The sequence below is a fragment of the Armatimonadota bacterium genome (assembly GCA_031459765.1).
Classification (GTDB): domain Bacteria; phylum Sysuimicrobiota; class Sysuimicrobiia; order Sysuimicrobiales; family Kaftiobacteriaceae; genus Kaftiobacterium; species Kaftiobacterium secundum.
Window position 1 is genome coordinate 272,581 of the sequence record JAVKHY010000002.1, and the last position, 14,852, is coordinate 287,432.

Annotated in this window: 18 protein-coding genes; 5 read left to right on the forward strand and 13 right to left on the reverse strand. The window is 70.4% G+C overall.

The genetic code is table 11. The features are described 5' to 3' along the window. Positions 1-5: 5 nt before the first annotated feature. The 5 genes from QN141_04060 to QN141_04080 form a co-directional block, all read right to left on the reverse strand. Positions 6-665: a CBS domain-containing protein gene (locus QN141_04060; protein ID MDR7557643.1), complete on the reverse strand. Its 660-nt coding sequence runs from the start codon at positions 663-665 to the stop codon at positions 6-8. 107 nt (positions 666-772) lie between these two features. After that, positions 773-1,273: an OsmC family protein gene (locus tag QN141_04065; protein ID MDR7557644.1), complete on the reverse strand. Its 501-nt coding sequence runs from the start codon at positions 1,271-1,273 to the stop codon at positions 773-775. Positions 1,274-1,282: 9 nt separating this feature from the next. Further along, entirely contained in the window at positions 1,283-1,954 is a 672-nt protein-coding gene (deoC, locus tag QN141_04070; protein MDR7557645.1) for a deoxyribose-phosphate aldolase, read from the reverse strand. 5 nt (positions 1,955-1,959) lie between these two features. After that, entirely contained in the window at positions 1,960-2,658 is a 699-nt protein-coding gene (locus QN141_04075) for a CBS domain-containing protein (protein ID MDR7557646.1), read from the reverse strand. Further along, positions 2,655-3,128, reverse strand: a complete 474-nt coding sequence (locus tag QN141_04080) for a universal stress protein (GenBank protein ID MDR7557647.1) — start codon at positions 3,126-3,128, stop codon at positions 2,655-2,657. The genes QN141_04075 and QN141_04080 overlap by 4 nt, the downstream gene beginning before the upstream one ends. Before the next feature lie 562 nt (positions 3,129-3,690). On the opposite strand from QN141_04080, the gene QN141_04085 reads away from it, so the two are divergent. From QN141_04085 to QN141_04100, 4 genes are all read left to right on the forward strand, one after another. Continuing rightward, positions 3,691-4,239 carry a GNAT family N-acetyltransferase gene (locus QN141_04085; protein MDR7557648.1) on the forward strand — a complete coding sequence of 183 codons (549 nt, stop codon included), beginning with the start codon at positions 3,691-3,693 and terminating at the stop codon, positions 4,237-4,239. A gap of 13 nt (positions 4,240-4,252) precedes the next feature. Next, a complete protein-coding gene (locus QN141_04090) occupies positions 4,253-4,711 on the forward strand; it encodes a universal stress protein (GenBank protein ID MDR7557649.1) in 459 nt (152 codons plus the stop codon). A 210-nt stretch (positions 4,712-4,921) separates the two neighbouring features. Beyond that, a complete protein-coding gene (locus QN141_04095; GenBank protein ID MDR7557650.1) occupies positions 4,922-5,911 on the forward strand; it encodes a TerC family protein in 990 nt (329 codons plus the stop codon). 44 nt (positions 5,912-5,955) lie between these two features. Next, positions 5,956-7,224, forward strand: a complete 1,269-nt coding sequence (locus QN141_04100) for a Glu/Leu/Phe/Val dehydrogenase (GenBank protein ID MDR7557651.1) — start codon at positions 5,956-5,958, stop codon at positions 7,222-7,224. A 3-nt stretch (positions 7,225-7,227) separates the two neighbouring features. Here the strand turns inward: QN141_04100 and QN141_04105 are convergent, their stop codons facing one another. Both QN141_04105 and QN141_04110 read right to left on the reverse strand, forming a co-directional pair. Further along, positions 7,228-7,458, reverse strand: a complete 231-nt coding sequence (locus QN141_04105; protein MDR7557652.1) for a DUF2892 domain-containing protein — start codon at positions 7,456-7,458, stop codon at positions 7,228-7,230. A 73-nt stretch (positions 7,459-7,531) separates the two neighbouring features. Continuing rightward, positions 7,532-8,206: a Crp/Fnr family transcriptional regulator gene (locus QN141_04110; GenBank protein MDR7557653.1), complete on the reverse strand. Its 675-nt coding sequence runs from the start codon at positions 8,204-8,206 to the stop codon at positions 7,532-7,534. Positions 8,207-8,354: 148 nt separating this feature from the next. Between QN141_04110 and QN141_04115 the strand changes: the two genes are divergently transcribed. Further along, on the forward strand, positions 8,355-8,777 hold the full coding sequence (locus tag QN141_04115; GenBank protein ID MDR7557654.1) for a universal stress protein: 423 nt from the start codon (positions 8,355-8,357) through the stop codon (positions 8,775-8,777). Positions 8,778-8,793: 16 nt separating this feature from the next. On the opposite strand, the gene QN141_04120 is transcribed toward QN141_04115, so the two are convergent. The 6 genes from QN141_04120 to nosZ form a co-directional block, all read right to left on the reverse strand. Then, on the reverse strand, positions 8,794-9,177 hold the full coding sequence (locus tag QN141_04120; GenBank protein MDR7557655.1) for a FixH family protein: 384 nt from the start codon (positions 9,175-9,177) through the stop codon (positions 8,794-8,796). Further along, a complete protein-coding gene (locus QN141_04125; protein MDR7557656.1) occupies positions 9,174-9,998 on the reverse strand; it encodes an ABC transporter permease subunit in 825 nt (274 codons plus the stop codon). The genes QN141_04120 and QN141_04125 overlap by 4 nt, the downstream gene beginning before the upstream one ends. Then, positions 9,995-10,840, reverse strand: coding sequence for an ABC transporter ATP-binding protein (locus QN141_04130; GenBank protein MDR7557657.1), 846 nt, complete (start codon positions 10,838-10,840; stop codon positions 9,995-9,997). The genes QN141_04125 and QN141_04130 overlap by 4 nt, the downstream gene beginning before the upstream one ends. Then, positions 10,837-12,201, reverse strand: a complete 1,365-nt coding sequence (gene nosD, locus QN141_04135; protein MDR7557658.1) for a nitrous oxide reductase family maturation protein NosD — start codon at positions 12,199-12,201, stop codon at positions 10,837-10,839. The genes QN141_04130 and nosD overlap by 4 nt, the downstream gene beginning before the upstream one ends. Then, a complete protein-coding gene (locus tag QN141_04140; protein ID MDR7557659.1) occupies positions 12,198-12,785 on the reverse strand; it encodes a cytochrome C in 588 nt (195 codons plus the stop codon). Before QN141_04140 ends, nosD begins: the two co-directional genes overlap by 4 nt. Positions 12,786-12,849: 64 nt before the next feature. Then, positions 12,850-14,826 carry a Sec-dependent nitrous-oxide reductase gene (gene nosZ / locus QN141_04145; protein ID MDR7557660.1) on the reverse strand — a complete coding sequence of 659 codons (1,977 nt, stop codon included), beginning with the start codon at positions 14,824-14,826 and terminating at the stop codon, positions 12,850-12,852. Between the last annotated feature and the right edge of the window lie 26 nt (positions 14,827-14,852).

Consider the following 14,852-nt stretch of genomic DNA (forward strand, 5'->3'; position numbering starts at 1 on the left):
CCCTCCTACGCCGCGCCCGTCTCCGCCTCAGGCAGCGGAGCCAGGTGCGTCACCTTGATCCCGTGCTCGCTCAGGGTCTGCACCAGGTGCAGCGGATACGGCGTGTCCACGCGGACGACCACCTGCCCGATGCCGTCCAGCGGATAGGCGGCCAGGCTGCGGATGTTGACGTCGCAGTCGCGGATCGTCCGCACCACCTCTTCCAGGGCGCCGATGCGATCCTGGAGTTCGATGGTCAGGCGGGCGCCGCCCCGGCGCAGCCCCATCAAGTCGATAAAGGCGTCGAAGATGTCGCTCTCGGTGATCACGCCGATCACGCTCCCGCCCTCCACCACCGGCATCCCGCCGATCTTGTGCCGGCGCATCAGGACCGCGGCCTCCTCGACCGTCGTGGAGGGGTCCACCGTGATGACGGTCTTCGTCATCACCTCGGCCACCGGCGCCTTCATCAGGAGGTAGGGGATCTCCCAGACCGTCAGCGAGGTGGCCGGCGAGGGCGAGGCGCGCATGAGATCGGTCCAGGTGACGATCCCGACCAGCCGGCGCCCTTTGACGATTGGCAGCCGGCGGATCCGCCGCTCCTTCATCAGCGCCAGCGCGTCATAGATCGAGGTCTTGGGCTCGACGGTGATGGCCGGTGCCGACATCCGGTCGCGCACGAGCATGGCACACCCTCCTCACATCCACCGCTGGCTTCACACTACCCCCGCCCTGCCACGGGAGGCATCGGGCCCAGGCCTTATTTGGCCGTCAGGCCCGGCCTGAGCTGCCTCTAAGCACCGCCGAAAGTCGGCTCCGGGGCTGAGGCCGGGCCCATTCCTCCGGCCAGACGTTCCGCCCGGCCGGCCGGGCGATCGAAGAGGACGATCTCGTAGGTCAGGGCCGCCGTGGGCCGGAGCATCGCGGCCACCGAGCAGTACTTCTCCTGGGAGAGCCGGACGGCGCGTTCCACCTGCCGGGGGGTCAACCCTTTCCCCCGCACCTCATAGCGAAGGTGGATTCTGGTGAAAACCTTGGGATGCGTCTCGGCGCGCTCGCCGGTGACGGTGATCGTGAGCCCTTCCAGCGGCGCGCGCATCTTCTCCAGGATCCCGACCACATCGGCCCCGGTGCACCCGCCCAGGGCGATGAGCAGGGTCTCCATGGGCGTTGGAGCGCTGCCCTCTCCCCCCGCGTCCGGCCGCGTGTCCATCGGCACGACGGCCGGCGTCGGGCTGCACCCCTCGAATCGCCGCCGACCGATCCAGCTGGTCGTGACGGACCACGCACTCACGGCGAGGCGTCAGGCCGCCACCGCCACTCCGGCGTCGCGCAGGATCGCCTCGGTGTGACTCGTCCCGATGACGTCCGCGCCGGCCTGGAGCAGGGCCAGGGCATCGGCGTAGGTCTTGATCCCCCCCGCGGCCTTGATCTTCATTCCCCGGGGCAGGATGCGGCGCAGCAGGGCCACGTCGGCGGCGGTGGCGCCCCTGGGCGCGAACCCCGTGCTGGTCTTCACGTAGGCCGCGCCGGCCCGGGCGGCGAGCCGGCAGGCCAGGCGCTTCTCCGCATCCGTGAGGTAGGCGGTCTCGATGATGGCCTTCACCGGTCGGCCCTCCGCCGCCTCAACCACGCTGCGGAGGTCGAAGAAAACTGTCCCCGTCTGCCGCCCGCGCAGAGCCCCGATGTCGATGACCACGTCGATCTCGTCGGCGCCGTGGGCCACGGCCTGCCGCGTCTCCGCCACCTTGGTGGCCGTCGTGCTCCCTCCGTGGGGGAACCCGACCACGGCGACGGTCTTGATCCCGGTCCCGAAGAGCTGCCGGGCCGCCTCCGCCACGTGGCAGGGTTTCACGACCAGCGCGCGGACCTTCCACCGCGTGGCCACCTGCACCCCTGCCTCCAGGTCCTGCCTCGTGGCCTGCGGGGCCAGCACCGCATGTTCAAGACGGGCGGCCAGCTCGCTGGCATCCATGCCGATCACCTCGCTGGCGGCCAGGGCGCGGCCAGGGTCACGTCGCGGTCGTCGTATTCGAAGGTCAGGCGGTTCTCCACGGCGACGACGCCGTCGAGGGCGGCGACCCACCGGCCGGCGAGTTCGCGCTCCGACCGGCGTTCCACCGTCCCCTCCAGCGTGACGACCCCGTCGCGCACCGCGACCGTAATCCTGTGGACATCCAGCCACAGGTCGTGCAGAAGCGCCTCGCGCACCGCCCGGGCCAGTTCCTCATCGTCCCGGGTGAGGGCGCGCAGGACGTCGGCGCGGCTGACAATGCCGACGAGCCGGCCGTCGCGGATCACCGGCACCCGGTTGATCCTGCGGCGCACCATGAGGGCGGCCACTTCGCGGAGCGGCGTTGCTTCCCCGACGGTGACGACAGGAGCGGTCATGACGTCCTGTGCCCTCACCCCTTCGGCCTTGCGCACCGCCTCGGCCGCGCGCCCGAGGGGAAGCAACCCGCGCCGGGGACGGCCGCCCTCGGATTCGGGGGGTGTCTCCTTGTACAGGAGGTCGGCCTCGGTGACGATGCCGACCAGTTCCCCGGTCAAGGTCACCACGGGCAGGCCGCTGACCCGGTGGGTGAGCATCAGGCCGGCCACCTCTTTGACCGGCGTCTCCGGGCGGACGGTGATCACCTGGCGTGTCATGACGTCGCGCGCGCACAGTCGCCCGATCATGCGGCGTGCACCTCCGTCGTCCTCAGTTCCTCCAGCGCGGCGAGGGGGACGATCAACACCGGCGTGCGGGCGTGGCGGAGGACCTCCTCGGCCACACTGCCCTCAAGCGCCCGGCGCAGCCCCGTGCGCCCGTGTGTGGCCATGACGATCAGCGCGGCCCGCTCCTGCCCGGCACGGTCGAGGATCGCCTCCGGCACCGACCAGCTTTCCGCCACCTCGCAACGCACGCGGCCGGCCGGCAGGCCGGCCCGGTCGGCCTGGAACCGCATCTCGGCTTTCAGGTTGGCCACGTATTGATCCACCGGCATCCCGGTCTCGCGATGGACCTCCAGGTAGTCCTCCGGCGAGTAGACGTGCAGGGCCACGATCTCGGCGTCCGGGCCGCCCAGACGTCGGGCGACCGCGAACAGCCCGGCCGCCTGCGAAGAGAGATCCGTGGCGACGAGAATGGGCCGTCCACCCTCTCCCATACCGGTCACGCTCCCGGTGGCGCGCTCTTGCCCAGTGCCCAGCATACGCCCCCTCCCGGGAGGGGCCCATCGGGCGCGGGCCGGATTGGCCGGTCCGTTTTGGGACTGAACCGGAAATCGGCCCGGGCCGGCGAATCCACTGCGTGGCATGGGGAGGGCCCGGCAGCGGCGATGTCCCTGAAGAAGACGGTCGGCCTGAGTACTACCGGGTTCCGGTCGGAACACCTGCCGCGGCGGGCAGATAAACTGCGGACAGACACGAAGGAGGAGCGCTTGCTTTCTCCAGCTTTTCACCGTCTTCCACCGCGCCGCCGGTTTCTACCGCCTGTTGGTATCCTCCGGGATTACTCCCGGAGTAATCGCGAGGCTCTCGAAGTCCACGTGCGCGGTATTTGAATCGGCTACTTTGCTGTTAGGCTTGCGCTCCTCCTGCTCCTTACCCTACGCGCCTTGGCCCTTCCGGTCAATCCTGAACATCTGTTCACGCCGAAAGCCGGACGCCCCCCTGCCTTGTGTTGTGGCAACCGGGGCCAGGGGACGGTACACTGGGAAGGAGGGTGCCGTGGACCTGCCCCGATTGCTGAAGCGTTATCCGCGCCCCGCCGAGCTCCGCGACGGCACGACCGTCATCCTGCGGCCTCTCGTGGCCGCGGACGAACCGGCGCTGGTGGACCTCTTCAGGGGGATCCCTGCGGACGAGGTCGTCAATCTCCGGGACAACGTGGCCGAACCCGCCGTGATCCGGGCCTGGTGCCGCCACATCAACTACGAACGGGTCCTGCCCATCGTGGCCGAGGCCAACGGCGTCATCGTCGCCGATGCCACCCTCCACCGCCGCCGGGTGGGGCTCCTGCGCGACGTCGGACGGCTGCGCGGCTACGTGCACCCCCGCTACCGCCGGCGGGGCCTGGGCGCCGTCCTCCTGCACGAACTCCTCGAGGTCGGCCGGCTGCTCGGGCTGGCCCAGGTGGTTGTCGAACTGGTTGAGGACCAGCACGTGCTGGTGCAGATGTTCCGGCGCTACGGGTTCCGCATCGACGGGCACCTCCCCGTCTACCACATGGTCATCCTCGTCCGCGATATCGCCCCGGCCCAGCGGGCCACGGCGTGACGGAGGCCAGGTCGTGACGGCCCAGGTCGCTCCCCGGCGCATCCTCGTCCCCACCGACTTCTCCCCCGGGGCGGAAGGCGCGCTGGCCTGGGCCCAGGCGCTGGGATCGGCCTTCGGCGCCGAGGTGGTGCTGTTGCACGTGCTGGACCTCAGCATCGCCGCGCTGGCGGGGTTTCCCAGCAGCCTGGCCATGGTCCCCGCGGCGGGCGAGCTGCTCGACCGCATTCGGGGGGAGACCGCCCGGGAGATGGCCAACCTCGCCGCCCGCCTGCCCGGCGCCCGTTCCATCATCCGGGAGGGGACCCCGCGCACGGTGATCCTCGAGGTGGCCGGCGAAATCCAGGCCGACCTCATCGTGATGGGCACCCACGGACGCACGGGCCTGACCCATCTGTTCTTCGGCAGTGTCGCCGAGCACGTCGTCCGGCACAGCCGCATCCCCGTCCTCATCGTCCGGCAGCGCAGCGATTGACGCGGCGGCCGCGATCCGCTAGGCTCTGTCCCGAAGGGGAGTAGCCGCGGGCGTCTATCCCGCTGGTCGGGCCGTCAGCACGATCACGAAGGTGATCCGGCCCGTCCACCCATGTCCTGCGGGGGCGAGACCTTCGCCTGACCGTCCATCACGGCGAGGGCCTCGCCCCTTTTGTGTCGGCGACCCTCCCCCAGGAGGTTGACGCACTCCATGTCGTCGATCGGCACCCCCCTGTTGTGGGCCGCGTTCCTCCTCTTCGTCGCGGCGATGCTCGCCCTCGACCTCGGCGTCTTCCACCGGCGGGCCCATACTATCCGTCCCCGCGAAGCGCTGGGCTGGAGCATCTTCTGGATCGTCCTGGCCCTGGTGTTCGCCGTCGGGATGTGGCGCTGGTTCGGCCCGCAGCGCGGGCTCGAGTTCCTGACCGGCTACCTGATCGAGAAGGCCCTCAGCGTGGACAACATCTTCGTCTTCCTCGTCATCTTCTCGTACTTCGGGGTGCCCACCGCCTACCAGCACCGCGTCCTGTTCTGGGGCATCGTCGGCGCCGTCGTCTTCCGCCTGGCCTTCATCCTGGCCGGGGCGGCCCTGCTCGCCGCCTTCCACTGGATCATCTATGTCTTCGGAGGCCTGCTCATCGTCACCGGCCTGCGCATGCTGCGCAGCGGCGAGGAGGTCCATCCTGAGCGCAACCGTCTGGTGGGGCTCGCCCGGCGGCTTCTGCCTGTGGTCCCGCGCTATCACGGCGCGGCGTTCTTCGTGCGCGAAGGCGGGCGCCGGGCGGCGACGCCGCTGATGATCGCCCTGCTCACCGTGGAGGCGACCGACATCGTGTTCGCCGTGGACTCCATCCCCGCCATCTTCGCCATCACCACGGACCCGTTCATCGTCTTCACCTCCAACCTCTTCGCCATCCTGGGGTTGCGCGCGCTGTACTTCCTGCTGGCCGGCCTGCTGCACCGCTTCCACTACCTCAAGGTGGGGCTCAGCCTGGTCCTGGTCTTCGTGGGACTGAAGATGCTGATCAGCCCCGTCCTGAGGATCCCGATCGTGCTCTCCCTGGGCGTGGTGGCGTTGCTGATCGGGGTCTCCGTGGCGGCGTCGCTGCTGCGCAGGCCGCCGCTCCCGGGCCCGGTGCCCGTGGGGGAACCCTCTGCGGCGCCCTCGTCATCCTGGACGCCGCAGGACCCCGTCGGGTAGCATCGAAGGTGGCTCGACAACAGAGCGAGACCGCCGGGGGAGCCATGGCCCACGCCAAGATCGCCGTGACGCGGGAGAATCCCTGGGAGATGGCGCTGCGGCAATTCAACCGCGCTGCAGACCACCTCCCCCTCAAGCGCGGCATCCGCGACTTCCTCGTCTATCCCCACCGCGAACTCACCGTCAACTTCCCGGTGAAGATGGACGACGGCTCGGTGCGCATCTTCACCGGCTACCGCGTCCACCACAGCACGGTGCTGGGCCCCACCAAGGGCGGCCTCCGGTACGCCCCCCAGGTGGACCTGGACGAGGTCCGGGCCCTGGCCATGTGGATGACCTGGAAGTGCGCGCTCATGCACCTCCCCTACGGCGGCGCCAAGGGCGGCGTCGCCGTGGACCCGACGGCGCTCTCCCCGGCCGAGCTGGAGCGCCTGACCCGGCGCTTCGCCACCGAGATCAGCGTGGTCATGGGTCCCCAGAGCGACATCCCTGCCCCCGACGTAGGCACCAACGAGCAGATCATGGCCTGGGTCATGGACACCTACAGCATGCACCGCGGCCACTCCGTGCCCGCCGTCGTGACCGGCAAACCGGTCAGCATCGGCGGCTCGGCGGGGCGGCGTGAGGCTACCGGTCGGGGCGTGATGATCGTCGCGCGGGAAGCGGCACGGCGGTGGGAGCGACCCTTCGCCGGCGCCTCCGTGGTCGTGCAGGGCTTCGGCAACGTCGGTTCGGTAGCCGCCACGTTGCTCCACGATCAGGGCTGCCGGATCGTCGCCCTGAGCGACATCCACGGCGGCGTCTACAACCCCCGGGGCCTCGACCCGCGGCGGGTGCTGGCCCACGTCCGGGACACCGGACGCATCGCCGGCTTCCCGGAGGGGGAAGCCGTCACGAACCAGGAACTCCTGGAGCTACCCTGCGACATCCTCGTCCCCGCGGCCATCGAGGGCCAGATCACCCGCGCCAACGCCTCGCGGATCCAGGCGAAGATCGTCGTCGAAGGCGCCAACGGTCCCACCACCCCCGACGCCGACGACATCCTCACCGACCGCGGCGTCCTCGTCGTCCCCGACATCCTGGCCAACGCCGGCGGGGTGATCGTCTCCTACTTCGAGTGGGTCCAGGACCTCAGCTCGCTGTTCTGGAGCGAGGAGGAGATCACCGCGCGCCTGGAACCCATCATGATCAACGCCTTCGACCGCGTCGTCCGCACCGCGCAGGAGCATGAGGTCGATCTGCGCACCGGCGCGATGATCTGCGCCGTGCGCCGTGTCGCCGACGCGCTGATGACGAGGGGCATCTACCCCTGACGGTCACTCCCTCGCGGCCCGGATCTTCGTCCCGCGGAATGGCCCCCCGAACAGCGGGGCGAACAGGCAGACATCGAAGAGACCGGCCAGCAGGGGGACGACCCCGACGACGGTCACCACGATCCCCGCGGTGCCCCTGAGCCCCAGCAGCCCCCAGCCCATCAGCGCCAGACCCGCGACGATGCGGACCAGGCGACCGGCGGCCGAGGCCATGAACCTGACGAACGGATTCATCTTCTCCTCCCCCCTTCAAACCTGCTGCTCATCCTCATGATGGGACAGGGAGGAGTCCCTGTCGGTGACAAGGTCACCGAGCCGCACGCGCCTCCAGCCCCGCGGCGTCCAGCACCCGGATCTCCCTCCGGCCGACCCGCAGCAACCCGGCGCGGGCGAACTCTTCCAGCAGGCGGCTGACAACCTCGCGGGAGCTGCCCAGCTCCGAAGCGATCTGCTGATGGGTCATGCGCACCGGGTTCTGCAGGCGCGCCTGCGCCAGCAGCAGGGCGGCCAGGCGGCTGTCCAGGCGGCGGAAGACCGCCTCGTCCAGGGTCTCCATCACGCGGGCCAACCGCTGCAGGAGCATCTCGAAGACGAAATCCTGCCACAGATCAACATGGCGGACCCAGCGCCGGAAGGTCTCGGCGGGAATGAACAGGGCCTCGGCGTCCTGCTCGACCGTGGCCACGGCAGGGAACGCCCTCCGGTTCAGGATGGCGCCGGCCGTGAGCACGCAGGACTGGCCCGTCCCGAACCGGTAGAGGGTAATCTCCCGGCCGCCCGACCCGATGGCGTAGACGCGGACCACACCCGAGAGGAGCAGCGCGATTCCTTCCACCCGGTCGCCTTCGACGAAGATATCGCGGCCCGCCCGGAGGCGGACAAGGGAGGCGGCCTCGCGGATCTCCTCGGCCAGCCGGGGGTCGGCGCGCCGCAGGAGGGGCAGCGACTGGAGGACCCGGTCGTAGCTCTGCTCGTCAAGCATCGGCGCGTCTATCGTTCCATCCATGGGGACCGCTTCCCTGGAGGCGGCCGGGGTCCGACCCACCCCAGGCGGGAGGGGCCGGAAGACGGCCGAAGAGGAGAAGGCGGCGCGGGCGTCGGATAGCGTCACGTCCTCACGGAGGTGCGGCATGGAGATCGCGTGCATCCTCTACGCCACCGACGGATCGTCCCACGCGCGAAAAGCGCTGGACTGGGTGGTGGACATCGCCCGGCGTCGGCGGGCCCGGGTGATCGTGGTCACGGCCTATGAGCCGATTCCGCGGGAGCTGGGGTCGCCATACCTGGAGGAGTTGATGGCCCGTCGCCCGGCGGAAGCCCGGGCCACCGCGGCGGAGGCCGAGGCCGTGCTGCGCCGCGAAGGGATTGACCATGAGCTGGAAGTGCTGGAGGGACCCGCCGCCGACGCCATCCTGAGGGTGGCACGCACCCGCCGCTGCGACCTCATCGTCATGGGCTCCCGGGGACTGGGACGGCTGGAGGTCGCCCTGCTGGGCTCGGTGAGCCAGCGTGTCGTGCAGGAAGCCCCCTGCCCCGTCCTGATCGTGCGCTGACCTCAGACGCGGCGGGTTACTCTATGCCGACATGGATCGGGATTTGGGCGGCGAACGCCCGCCCTCCGACGACCCCCCGGATCTGCAGTTGCCACACCCCGTCCATGGAGAAGGTGTGCGAGGCCTCGTACCGCCCCGCCCCCGCCGGGTGCAGGACGATGCGCTCCGCGCCGTGGGACATCTCCGGCATCGCGAGGCGTGCCTCGCTGATCCGCACGGCCACGGGGCGGCCGGCGCGATCCCGACAGCGCACCACAAGCGTGACCGGACGCAGCGCCGCGACCGCCCTCGGCACCGTGGATACCTCCACCGTGATGTCGTCGGAGGCCGCGGCCTGCGGGCGGCCGCCGCACCCGGCGGCCAGGACCGCGATCGCGGCGAGCACGACGAGGCGGCTCATCCCTCCACCGCCGCGAGAAACCGGGCCCGTCCGGCCAGGTAGGCGACTGCCGTCCACAGGATCAGGACCAGGACGAGCGCGGCCGCGAGCCCCGCCGACCCGAGACGGTCCACGGCGTAGAGACCCACGGGACCGGTGAGGTCTGCGCTGCCGGTGATTCCGACGATGGCGGCCAGCCGGTAGGCGCCGACCGGGTTCAGGGACCCCAGGATGAGGAGCGCCGGCGCCGGCAGACGCAGCACCATCGCCGTCCCCAGCAGGCCGAGATCGCTGAGGACCACCAGCCCCAGCCACGCGCCCAGCGCCGCTCCGAGCGCGCGGCTCCGCGACGGGGAGGCGGCCGAGATCAAGAAGCCCGTGGCCAGCATGGCCAGCGCCAGCAGGACGGACAGCGCCACCAGCCAGAGGAAGGCCGGGATTCGCTCCGTCCCGGCGCGGAGGGCGAGGAGCAGGCCGGCCGCGCCGAATCCCACGACGACCGCCGCCGTCATGCCCCAGGCCACGCCGCAGAACTTCCCGGAGAAGACGATCCGGCGGTCCACAGGCTGACTGAGGACCAGGGTCAGCGACCCGCTCTCACGCTCGCCGGCGATCCACACCGCCCCGACCGTGAGCCCGATCAGCGGAATGAAGAGCATGCCCAGGTGGATCAGCGTGGCGGCGGCGCGACCGAAGGCCGAAACGCCCAGGACGTCCACGGCGGCCAGGGCGACCAAGGCGGAAGCCAGGACGAGCAGGCCGAAGGCACCGGCCGCCGCCAGGAACCACCGGTCGCGCAGCACGGCGCGCGCCTCCCAGCGGGCAACCGCTGGCAGGCTCATCGGGTCGCCTCCCGCAGCACGTCGAGGAGCGCCGGCTCGTGGATGTCCACGGGACGACGGCCGAGGGCCTCGAGCACGGCGCCCAACGCGCCGTCGCGCACCCGCAGGTGGTGTGTCCCGTTACTGCCGGACACGACGATGACGCCGTCCGGTAGCACCGGCAACGGCCCGGAGGTCGTGAGCTCCAGCCAGCGGGCCGACCGCACCGTCTCCATCGCCGCGTCCGCGCGGACCGCGCCCTCCTCCAGCAGCACGACGCGGTCGACGAGCGACTGGAGGCCGTTCAGGTGATGCGTGGCCACCAGCACGGTGCGCCCCTCGGCCTGCGCCTCTTCGAGCCACGCTCGGAGCAGTCCCTCCCCGCCGGCATCCAGATGGCTGGCCGGCTCGTCCATCAAGATCACGGGGGGATCCCCGACCCGGGCCACGGCCAGCGCCAGTCGTCGTCCCATCCCCCCGGACAGGTGCCCCACGGGCGTGGCCGCCTCCCGATCGAGGCCGACCCTGGCCAGCACCGGCAGCGGATCGGCCGGAAGGCCCCTGATTTCCTGGACGTAGGCGACGACCTCGCCCGTCGTGAGATGGGGCGGGAACGCCGGCGTCTGCGGGACATAGCCCACCAGCGCCCGGGCCCGCAGCCCCTCGGCGCGGGCGTCGTGTCCGCCGATGGCGACCGCGCCCTCGTAAGGGATGAGGGCCAGCAACGCGCGCAGCAGCGTGGTCTTGCCGGCCCCGTTCGGGCCGACCAGGGCCACCCGCTGTCCGGCCGGAACGGTCAGGGTCACAAACCGCAGCGCCTCGCGTTCGCCGAATCGCACCGTCAGGTCACGGACCGTGATCATGCCGCCGACCTCCGGGAAGCCGTCGACCCCCGGAAAGATGAGCGCGCCGCGCCCATCGCCGCCAGGCCGGCGGCGGTCAGGGCCAGCGAGACGAGGGCAAAGGGCAGGCTGGCTCCGGCGCCGCGGAAGGCCCGGGGGACGTCGGGACGCATGAGGGGGGAGGGGTCCTCGAGCAGGACCTCCGGGGCGAAGATCGGCAGCGCCCGCGCGGCGAAGTCCACGGCCGCCGCGGCAATGCTCCCGCGCAGCCAGGCCAGTTCCGGAATGCGGTCGCCCAGCGCTTCGAACCACTGGCGGGCCCGGTAGGGGGTGTCGCCGACGCCGTCACCCCGGAGGTCCAGTCCGGCGTAATCGCTCCAGTAGTTCCCGCGCCCGCCCCGGCTCCAGCGGTGCGCGCCGGACCGGCCGCCGTCGATCCGCACCTGGAGGACGTTCCCGTCCAGAACGTTGCCCGCGACGACGTTCCCTCCGGCGCTGCCCAGCACCTGCAGCCCGATCTCGTTGCCAGCGATGACGTTGTCGATGATCTCGCTCCGCGCGGTGAGCAGGCGGGGCGTGCCGTCGATGTACAGACCGACGTGGTTGCCGGCCAGCAGGTTGGACCGGATCAGCACGTCGTCAGACTCCTTGAGGGCCAGACCGACGCCCGTGCTCCCCCGGTGGCGCAGGAAACGGTTCCCTTCCACCCGCACGCCGGTGCTGTACATGATGTAGGCCCCGACGGCGTTGTCCTCAAAGTGGCCGTCCAGCAGCCGCGCCGCGTCCGCGTACATCAGGTGCACGCCGTAGCGGGAGCGCCGGATGTCGGCGGCGTACAGCGTGGTGCCCCGGGCAAACCACAGCAACAGGTCGCGCACCCGCTCCAGGCGCAGCTCCGACAGCGTCACCCCGTGGCTGTACCAGAGCCGGATGCCGTCGCCGCGGCGGCTGAGGGGAAGGTCGTACCCGCGCACCGCCACTCGCCGGATCACGGCTCCGTGCGCCTGCTTCAGATTCACCCCGAAGAGCACCTCCTCCAGGGCGAGGTCTTCCAGCACGACGCCCGGGGCGCCGACGAAGATCCCGGCATCCTCGGTGTTGAGGTCGCGGCCGCTGCGGCGCAGGGTCAGCCGGCTGAGGACCACATCCGGCGCTTCGATCCGGACGATCGTGCCCCGCCCCCCGCCGTCGATCACCGCGCCGGGTGCCCCGACGATCCGCAGCGGCTTGCGGATGACCACCGGCCCCGCGGCCACGCCGGCGACCACGATCTCGCTCCCGGGCGGCGCCCGATCGATGCGGGCCTGCAGCGCATCGGCGGCGGCGGCCGGAGGGGAGCTGGTCAGGACGCCCAGGATGGCCAGGAGCAGGAGGGGCCTCATCTCCGTCGCCACCGGACCAGGTTGTACAGGGCCAGCAGGGCCGTCGCCGCCGCACAGAGGAAGCCCCAGCTGAACATCGCGTAGGTGGAGAACTGCATCACCGTCCCCCTGCCGACAATCGCCGGCATGAAGGGGTCCACCCGAATGGGCGCGGCGGGATCGAGGGAGTGGCCGAAGGTCCACAACCAGTAGGCCAGATCGCCGACCACGCCCAGGGGAAAGACCACCGCCGGCGCCTGGAGCAGCGGGCCGAGCCGGCCCAGGAACGGCGAGGCGCCCACGGCCAGCACCCCGCCGAGGACGATCGGGACGGCCAGGCGGCGCTCCAGCGGCGCGGCCACCTCGAGAGGCTTCATCCCGATGTAGTGGTTGAGAATGCTGATCTCCGACGATTCGCCGGTCACTCGGGTCAGGTAGACTGAGGCGCGCAGGCCGCCCGGATACTGGGGGGCATACAGGGTGATCCGCCAGTAGGGGAGGATCAGCGACAGGCCCAGCAGCGCCGCCGCCACCCAGGAGCGGAGGTGAAGGCCCGTGGGGCGGCGGGCCTGCGCCAGTTCGCTCCGAACGACGGCGAGTGTCACCACAGTTCGCGTCCTCCCGCCGAAGAAGATTCTGGACAGGGGGCCGGACTCCGGCCCCCTGCCGTCACGGCGCCACTTCCAGGTACCCGGCCATCTCCAGGTGCAGCGCCGAGCAGAACTCGGTGCAGTAGAAGGGGAACACCCCGGGCTTATCCGCGACGAACTTCACCGTTTCGAACTTCCCGGGCTCCAGGCTCAGGTTGATGTTGTAGCGGTCGATGGCGAAGCCGTGGATCGCGTCCTTGGCCCGCTCGATGTTCGTGATGTGCAGAATCACGGTGTCCCCGCGCCTGACCTGGATGCGGTCCGGCGTGAAGTGGCTGCGCATCGCGGTCATCCAGACCTCGACGGTGGTGCCCTTACGCACGATGCGCTCCTTCCCGGCGCCTGTCGTGTTGGGGTCCACCTTCATGGTCAGAGGGTTGGTGCCGACCTCGGGGTAGACCGCCCAGGACTTCACCCTGTCCAGAGGGATGATCTGCGCCAGGTGCGGTTCGGCCAGCCCCACCGGGGTGTCGCTGAGGAGCACCATCTTCTCCCCGCTGATGTCGATGAGCTGGAGGTTCTGCGGGAACAGCGGGCCGACGTTGCTGTACCGGTCCACCGACCACTTGTTCAGGGCTACCAGGTACCTGCCGCCCGGCTTCGCCGTATCCCCGGTCACCGCGGCCAGGTGCCCGATGTTGTAGTGCACGGGCAGCTTGTCCACGAGCTTCCAGGCCTCCCCGCCCTTCTTGTAGGGGGCGCCCAGCGTCCACTTGGCCACCGCGCTGTCCAGGAACAGGCTGGTGTAGGCGTTGCCCTTGTCATCGAACTGGGTGTGCAGCGGCCCCAGGCCGATCTTCACCTGCGCCTCGACGACCCGGTCGAAGGCCAGGATCGGCACCCCGTAGGGGTCGGTCCCGCTGAAGGCCTTGTCCTTGATCGCCTGCTGGATCTTGCGGTGACTGTAGATGGTGACGTTGGGATCGAGCTTGCCGCCGACGACGATGTAGTCTCCCCGCGGGGCGATGTCGTTCCCGTGCGGGCTCTTCGGCTCCGGCGCAAAATAGAGGACCCCGTTGGCCACCGCGTCCTTCAGGGAGAGGACCTTCATCCCGTTGACCACGGTCCCCCGGCCCTGGGCGATGAGCTGGGCGGCCTTCTTGTAGTGGATGATGTGCAGGTAGTCCATGTCCCGGGCCGAGGCCCCGATCTCCACCGGGGGCTGCTTGGCCAGGGTGCCGCCGATGGCGCGCTCCGTGTTGAAGGAGTTCATGTACACCCAGCCGTCGCTCTCGAACTTGCCGAAGTCGGCCAGGTCCTGCCAGTAGGGCGGGAGCTCGATCTGGAAGGACTGGGCCGGGTCGATGCGCCCCCGGGCGCGGTCGAACTTCCAGAAGGTGGCCAGGCCGCGGTAGTGCTGGTTGTAGTTCTCCTGGGTCAGCGGCACGTAGCGGAACGGGAAGGGGGCCGCGTACTGTGTGGCCTCCAGGACGTACTCGGTGTTGGGGCTGACCACCGCCCCGTGGTTGCTGGCGGCGTTGGGGTTGCGCACGATCTGCTTGGTGGAGAAGTCCCGCAGATCGATCACCGCCATCCGGGCGTTGGCCTTATCGTTGATGAACAGGAACTGGCCGTCGTACTCGGCGTTGGTCTCGCTGATCGCCGGGTGGTGCGTGTCCCCCCAGCTCAGGGCGTCGCGGAGCTCCGCCTGCTCGCGGAGGATCTCCGCCGTTTCCTTGCTGAAACCGTAGCCCTGCCAGGATTCGGGGCTGAAGACGCCGATCACGCGCAGGAGGCGCATCGACGGCAACCCGAAGACCAGCACCTGCCCGGACTGCCCGCCGGAACTGAACATGAGGTAGTCGTCGTACTTGCCCGGCGGCACATAGGTCTGGACCGCGGCGCGGACCTGGTCGGGGGTCAGCCCCTTGGCCTTGATCAGTTGCTCCAGGCTCGGCGCCGTCGTGGCCGTGGACACCGTGAACCGCCCCCCCGCGGCCGCCAGGACCAGCAGGACCAGTGCCGCTCCTCCTGCCACCAGCCATCGTCTCCTCATGGTGACCTCCCCTCTCGAGATGCCGG

Excerpts from the sequence above, each read along its gene's own strand:
- QN141_04060 (MDR7557643.1), bottom strand. The coding sequence starts at position 665 with ATGCTCGTGCGCGACCGGATGTCGGCACCGGCCATCACCGTCGAGCCC.
- deoC (MDR7557645.1), bottom strand. The coding sequence starts at position 1,954 with ATGGATGCCAGCGAGCTGGCCGCCCGTCTTGAACATGCGGTGCTGGCC.
- QN141_04075 (MDR7557646.1), bottom strand. The coding sequence starts at position 2,658 with ATGATCGGGCGACTGTGCGCGCGCGACGTCATGACACGCCAGGTGATC.
- QN141_04080 (MDR7557647.1), bottom strand. The coding sequence starts at position 3,128 with ATGGGAGAGGGTGGACGGCCCATTCTCGTCGCCACGGATCTCTCTTCG.
- QN141_04095 (MDR7557650.1), top strand. The coding sequence starts at position 4,922 with ATGTCGTCGATCGGCACCCCCCTGTTGTGGGCCGCGTTCCTCCTCTTC.
- QN141_04100 (MDR7557651.1), top strand. The coding sequence starts at position 5,956 with ATGGCCCACGCCAAGATCGCCGTGACGCGGGAGAATCCCTGGGAGATG.
- QN141_04105 (MDR7557652.1), bottom strand. The coding sequence starts at position 7,458 with ATGAATCCGTTCGTCAGGTTCATGGCCTCGGCCGCCGGTCGCCTGGTC.
- QN141_04110 (MDR7557653.1), bottom strand. The coding sequence starts at position 8,206 with ATGCTTGACGAGCAGAGCTACGACCGGGTCCTCCAGTCGCTGCCCCTC.
- QN141_04115 (MDR7557654.1), top strand. The coding sequence starts at position 8,355 with ATGGAGATCGCGTGCATCCTCTACGCCACCGACGGATCGTCCCACGCG.
- QN141_04120 (MDR7557655.1), bottom strand. The coding sequence starts at position 9,177 with ATGAGCCGCCTCGTCGTGCTCGCCGCGATCGCGGTCCTGGCCGCCGGG.
- QN141_04125 (MDR7557656.1), bottom strand. The coding sequence starts at position 9,998 with ATGAGCCTGCCAGCGGTTGCCCGCTGGGAGGCGCGCGCCGTGCTGCGC.
- QN141_04130 (MDR7557657.1), bottom strand. The coding sequence starts at position 10,840 with ATGATCACGGTCCGTGACCTGACGGTGCGATTCGGCGAACGCGAGGCG.
- nosD (MDR7557658.1), bottom strand. The coding sequence starts at position 12,201 with ATGAGGCCCCTCCTGCTCCTGGCCATCCTGGGCGTCCTGACCAGCTCC.
- nosZ (MDR7557660.1), bottom strand. The coding sequence starts at position 14,826 with ATGAGGAGACGATGGCTGGTGGCAGGAGGAGCGGCACTGGTCCTGCTG.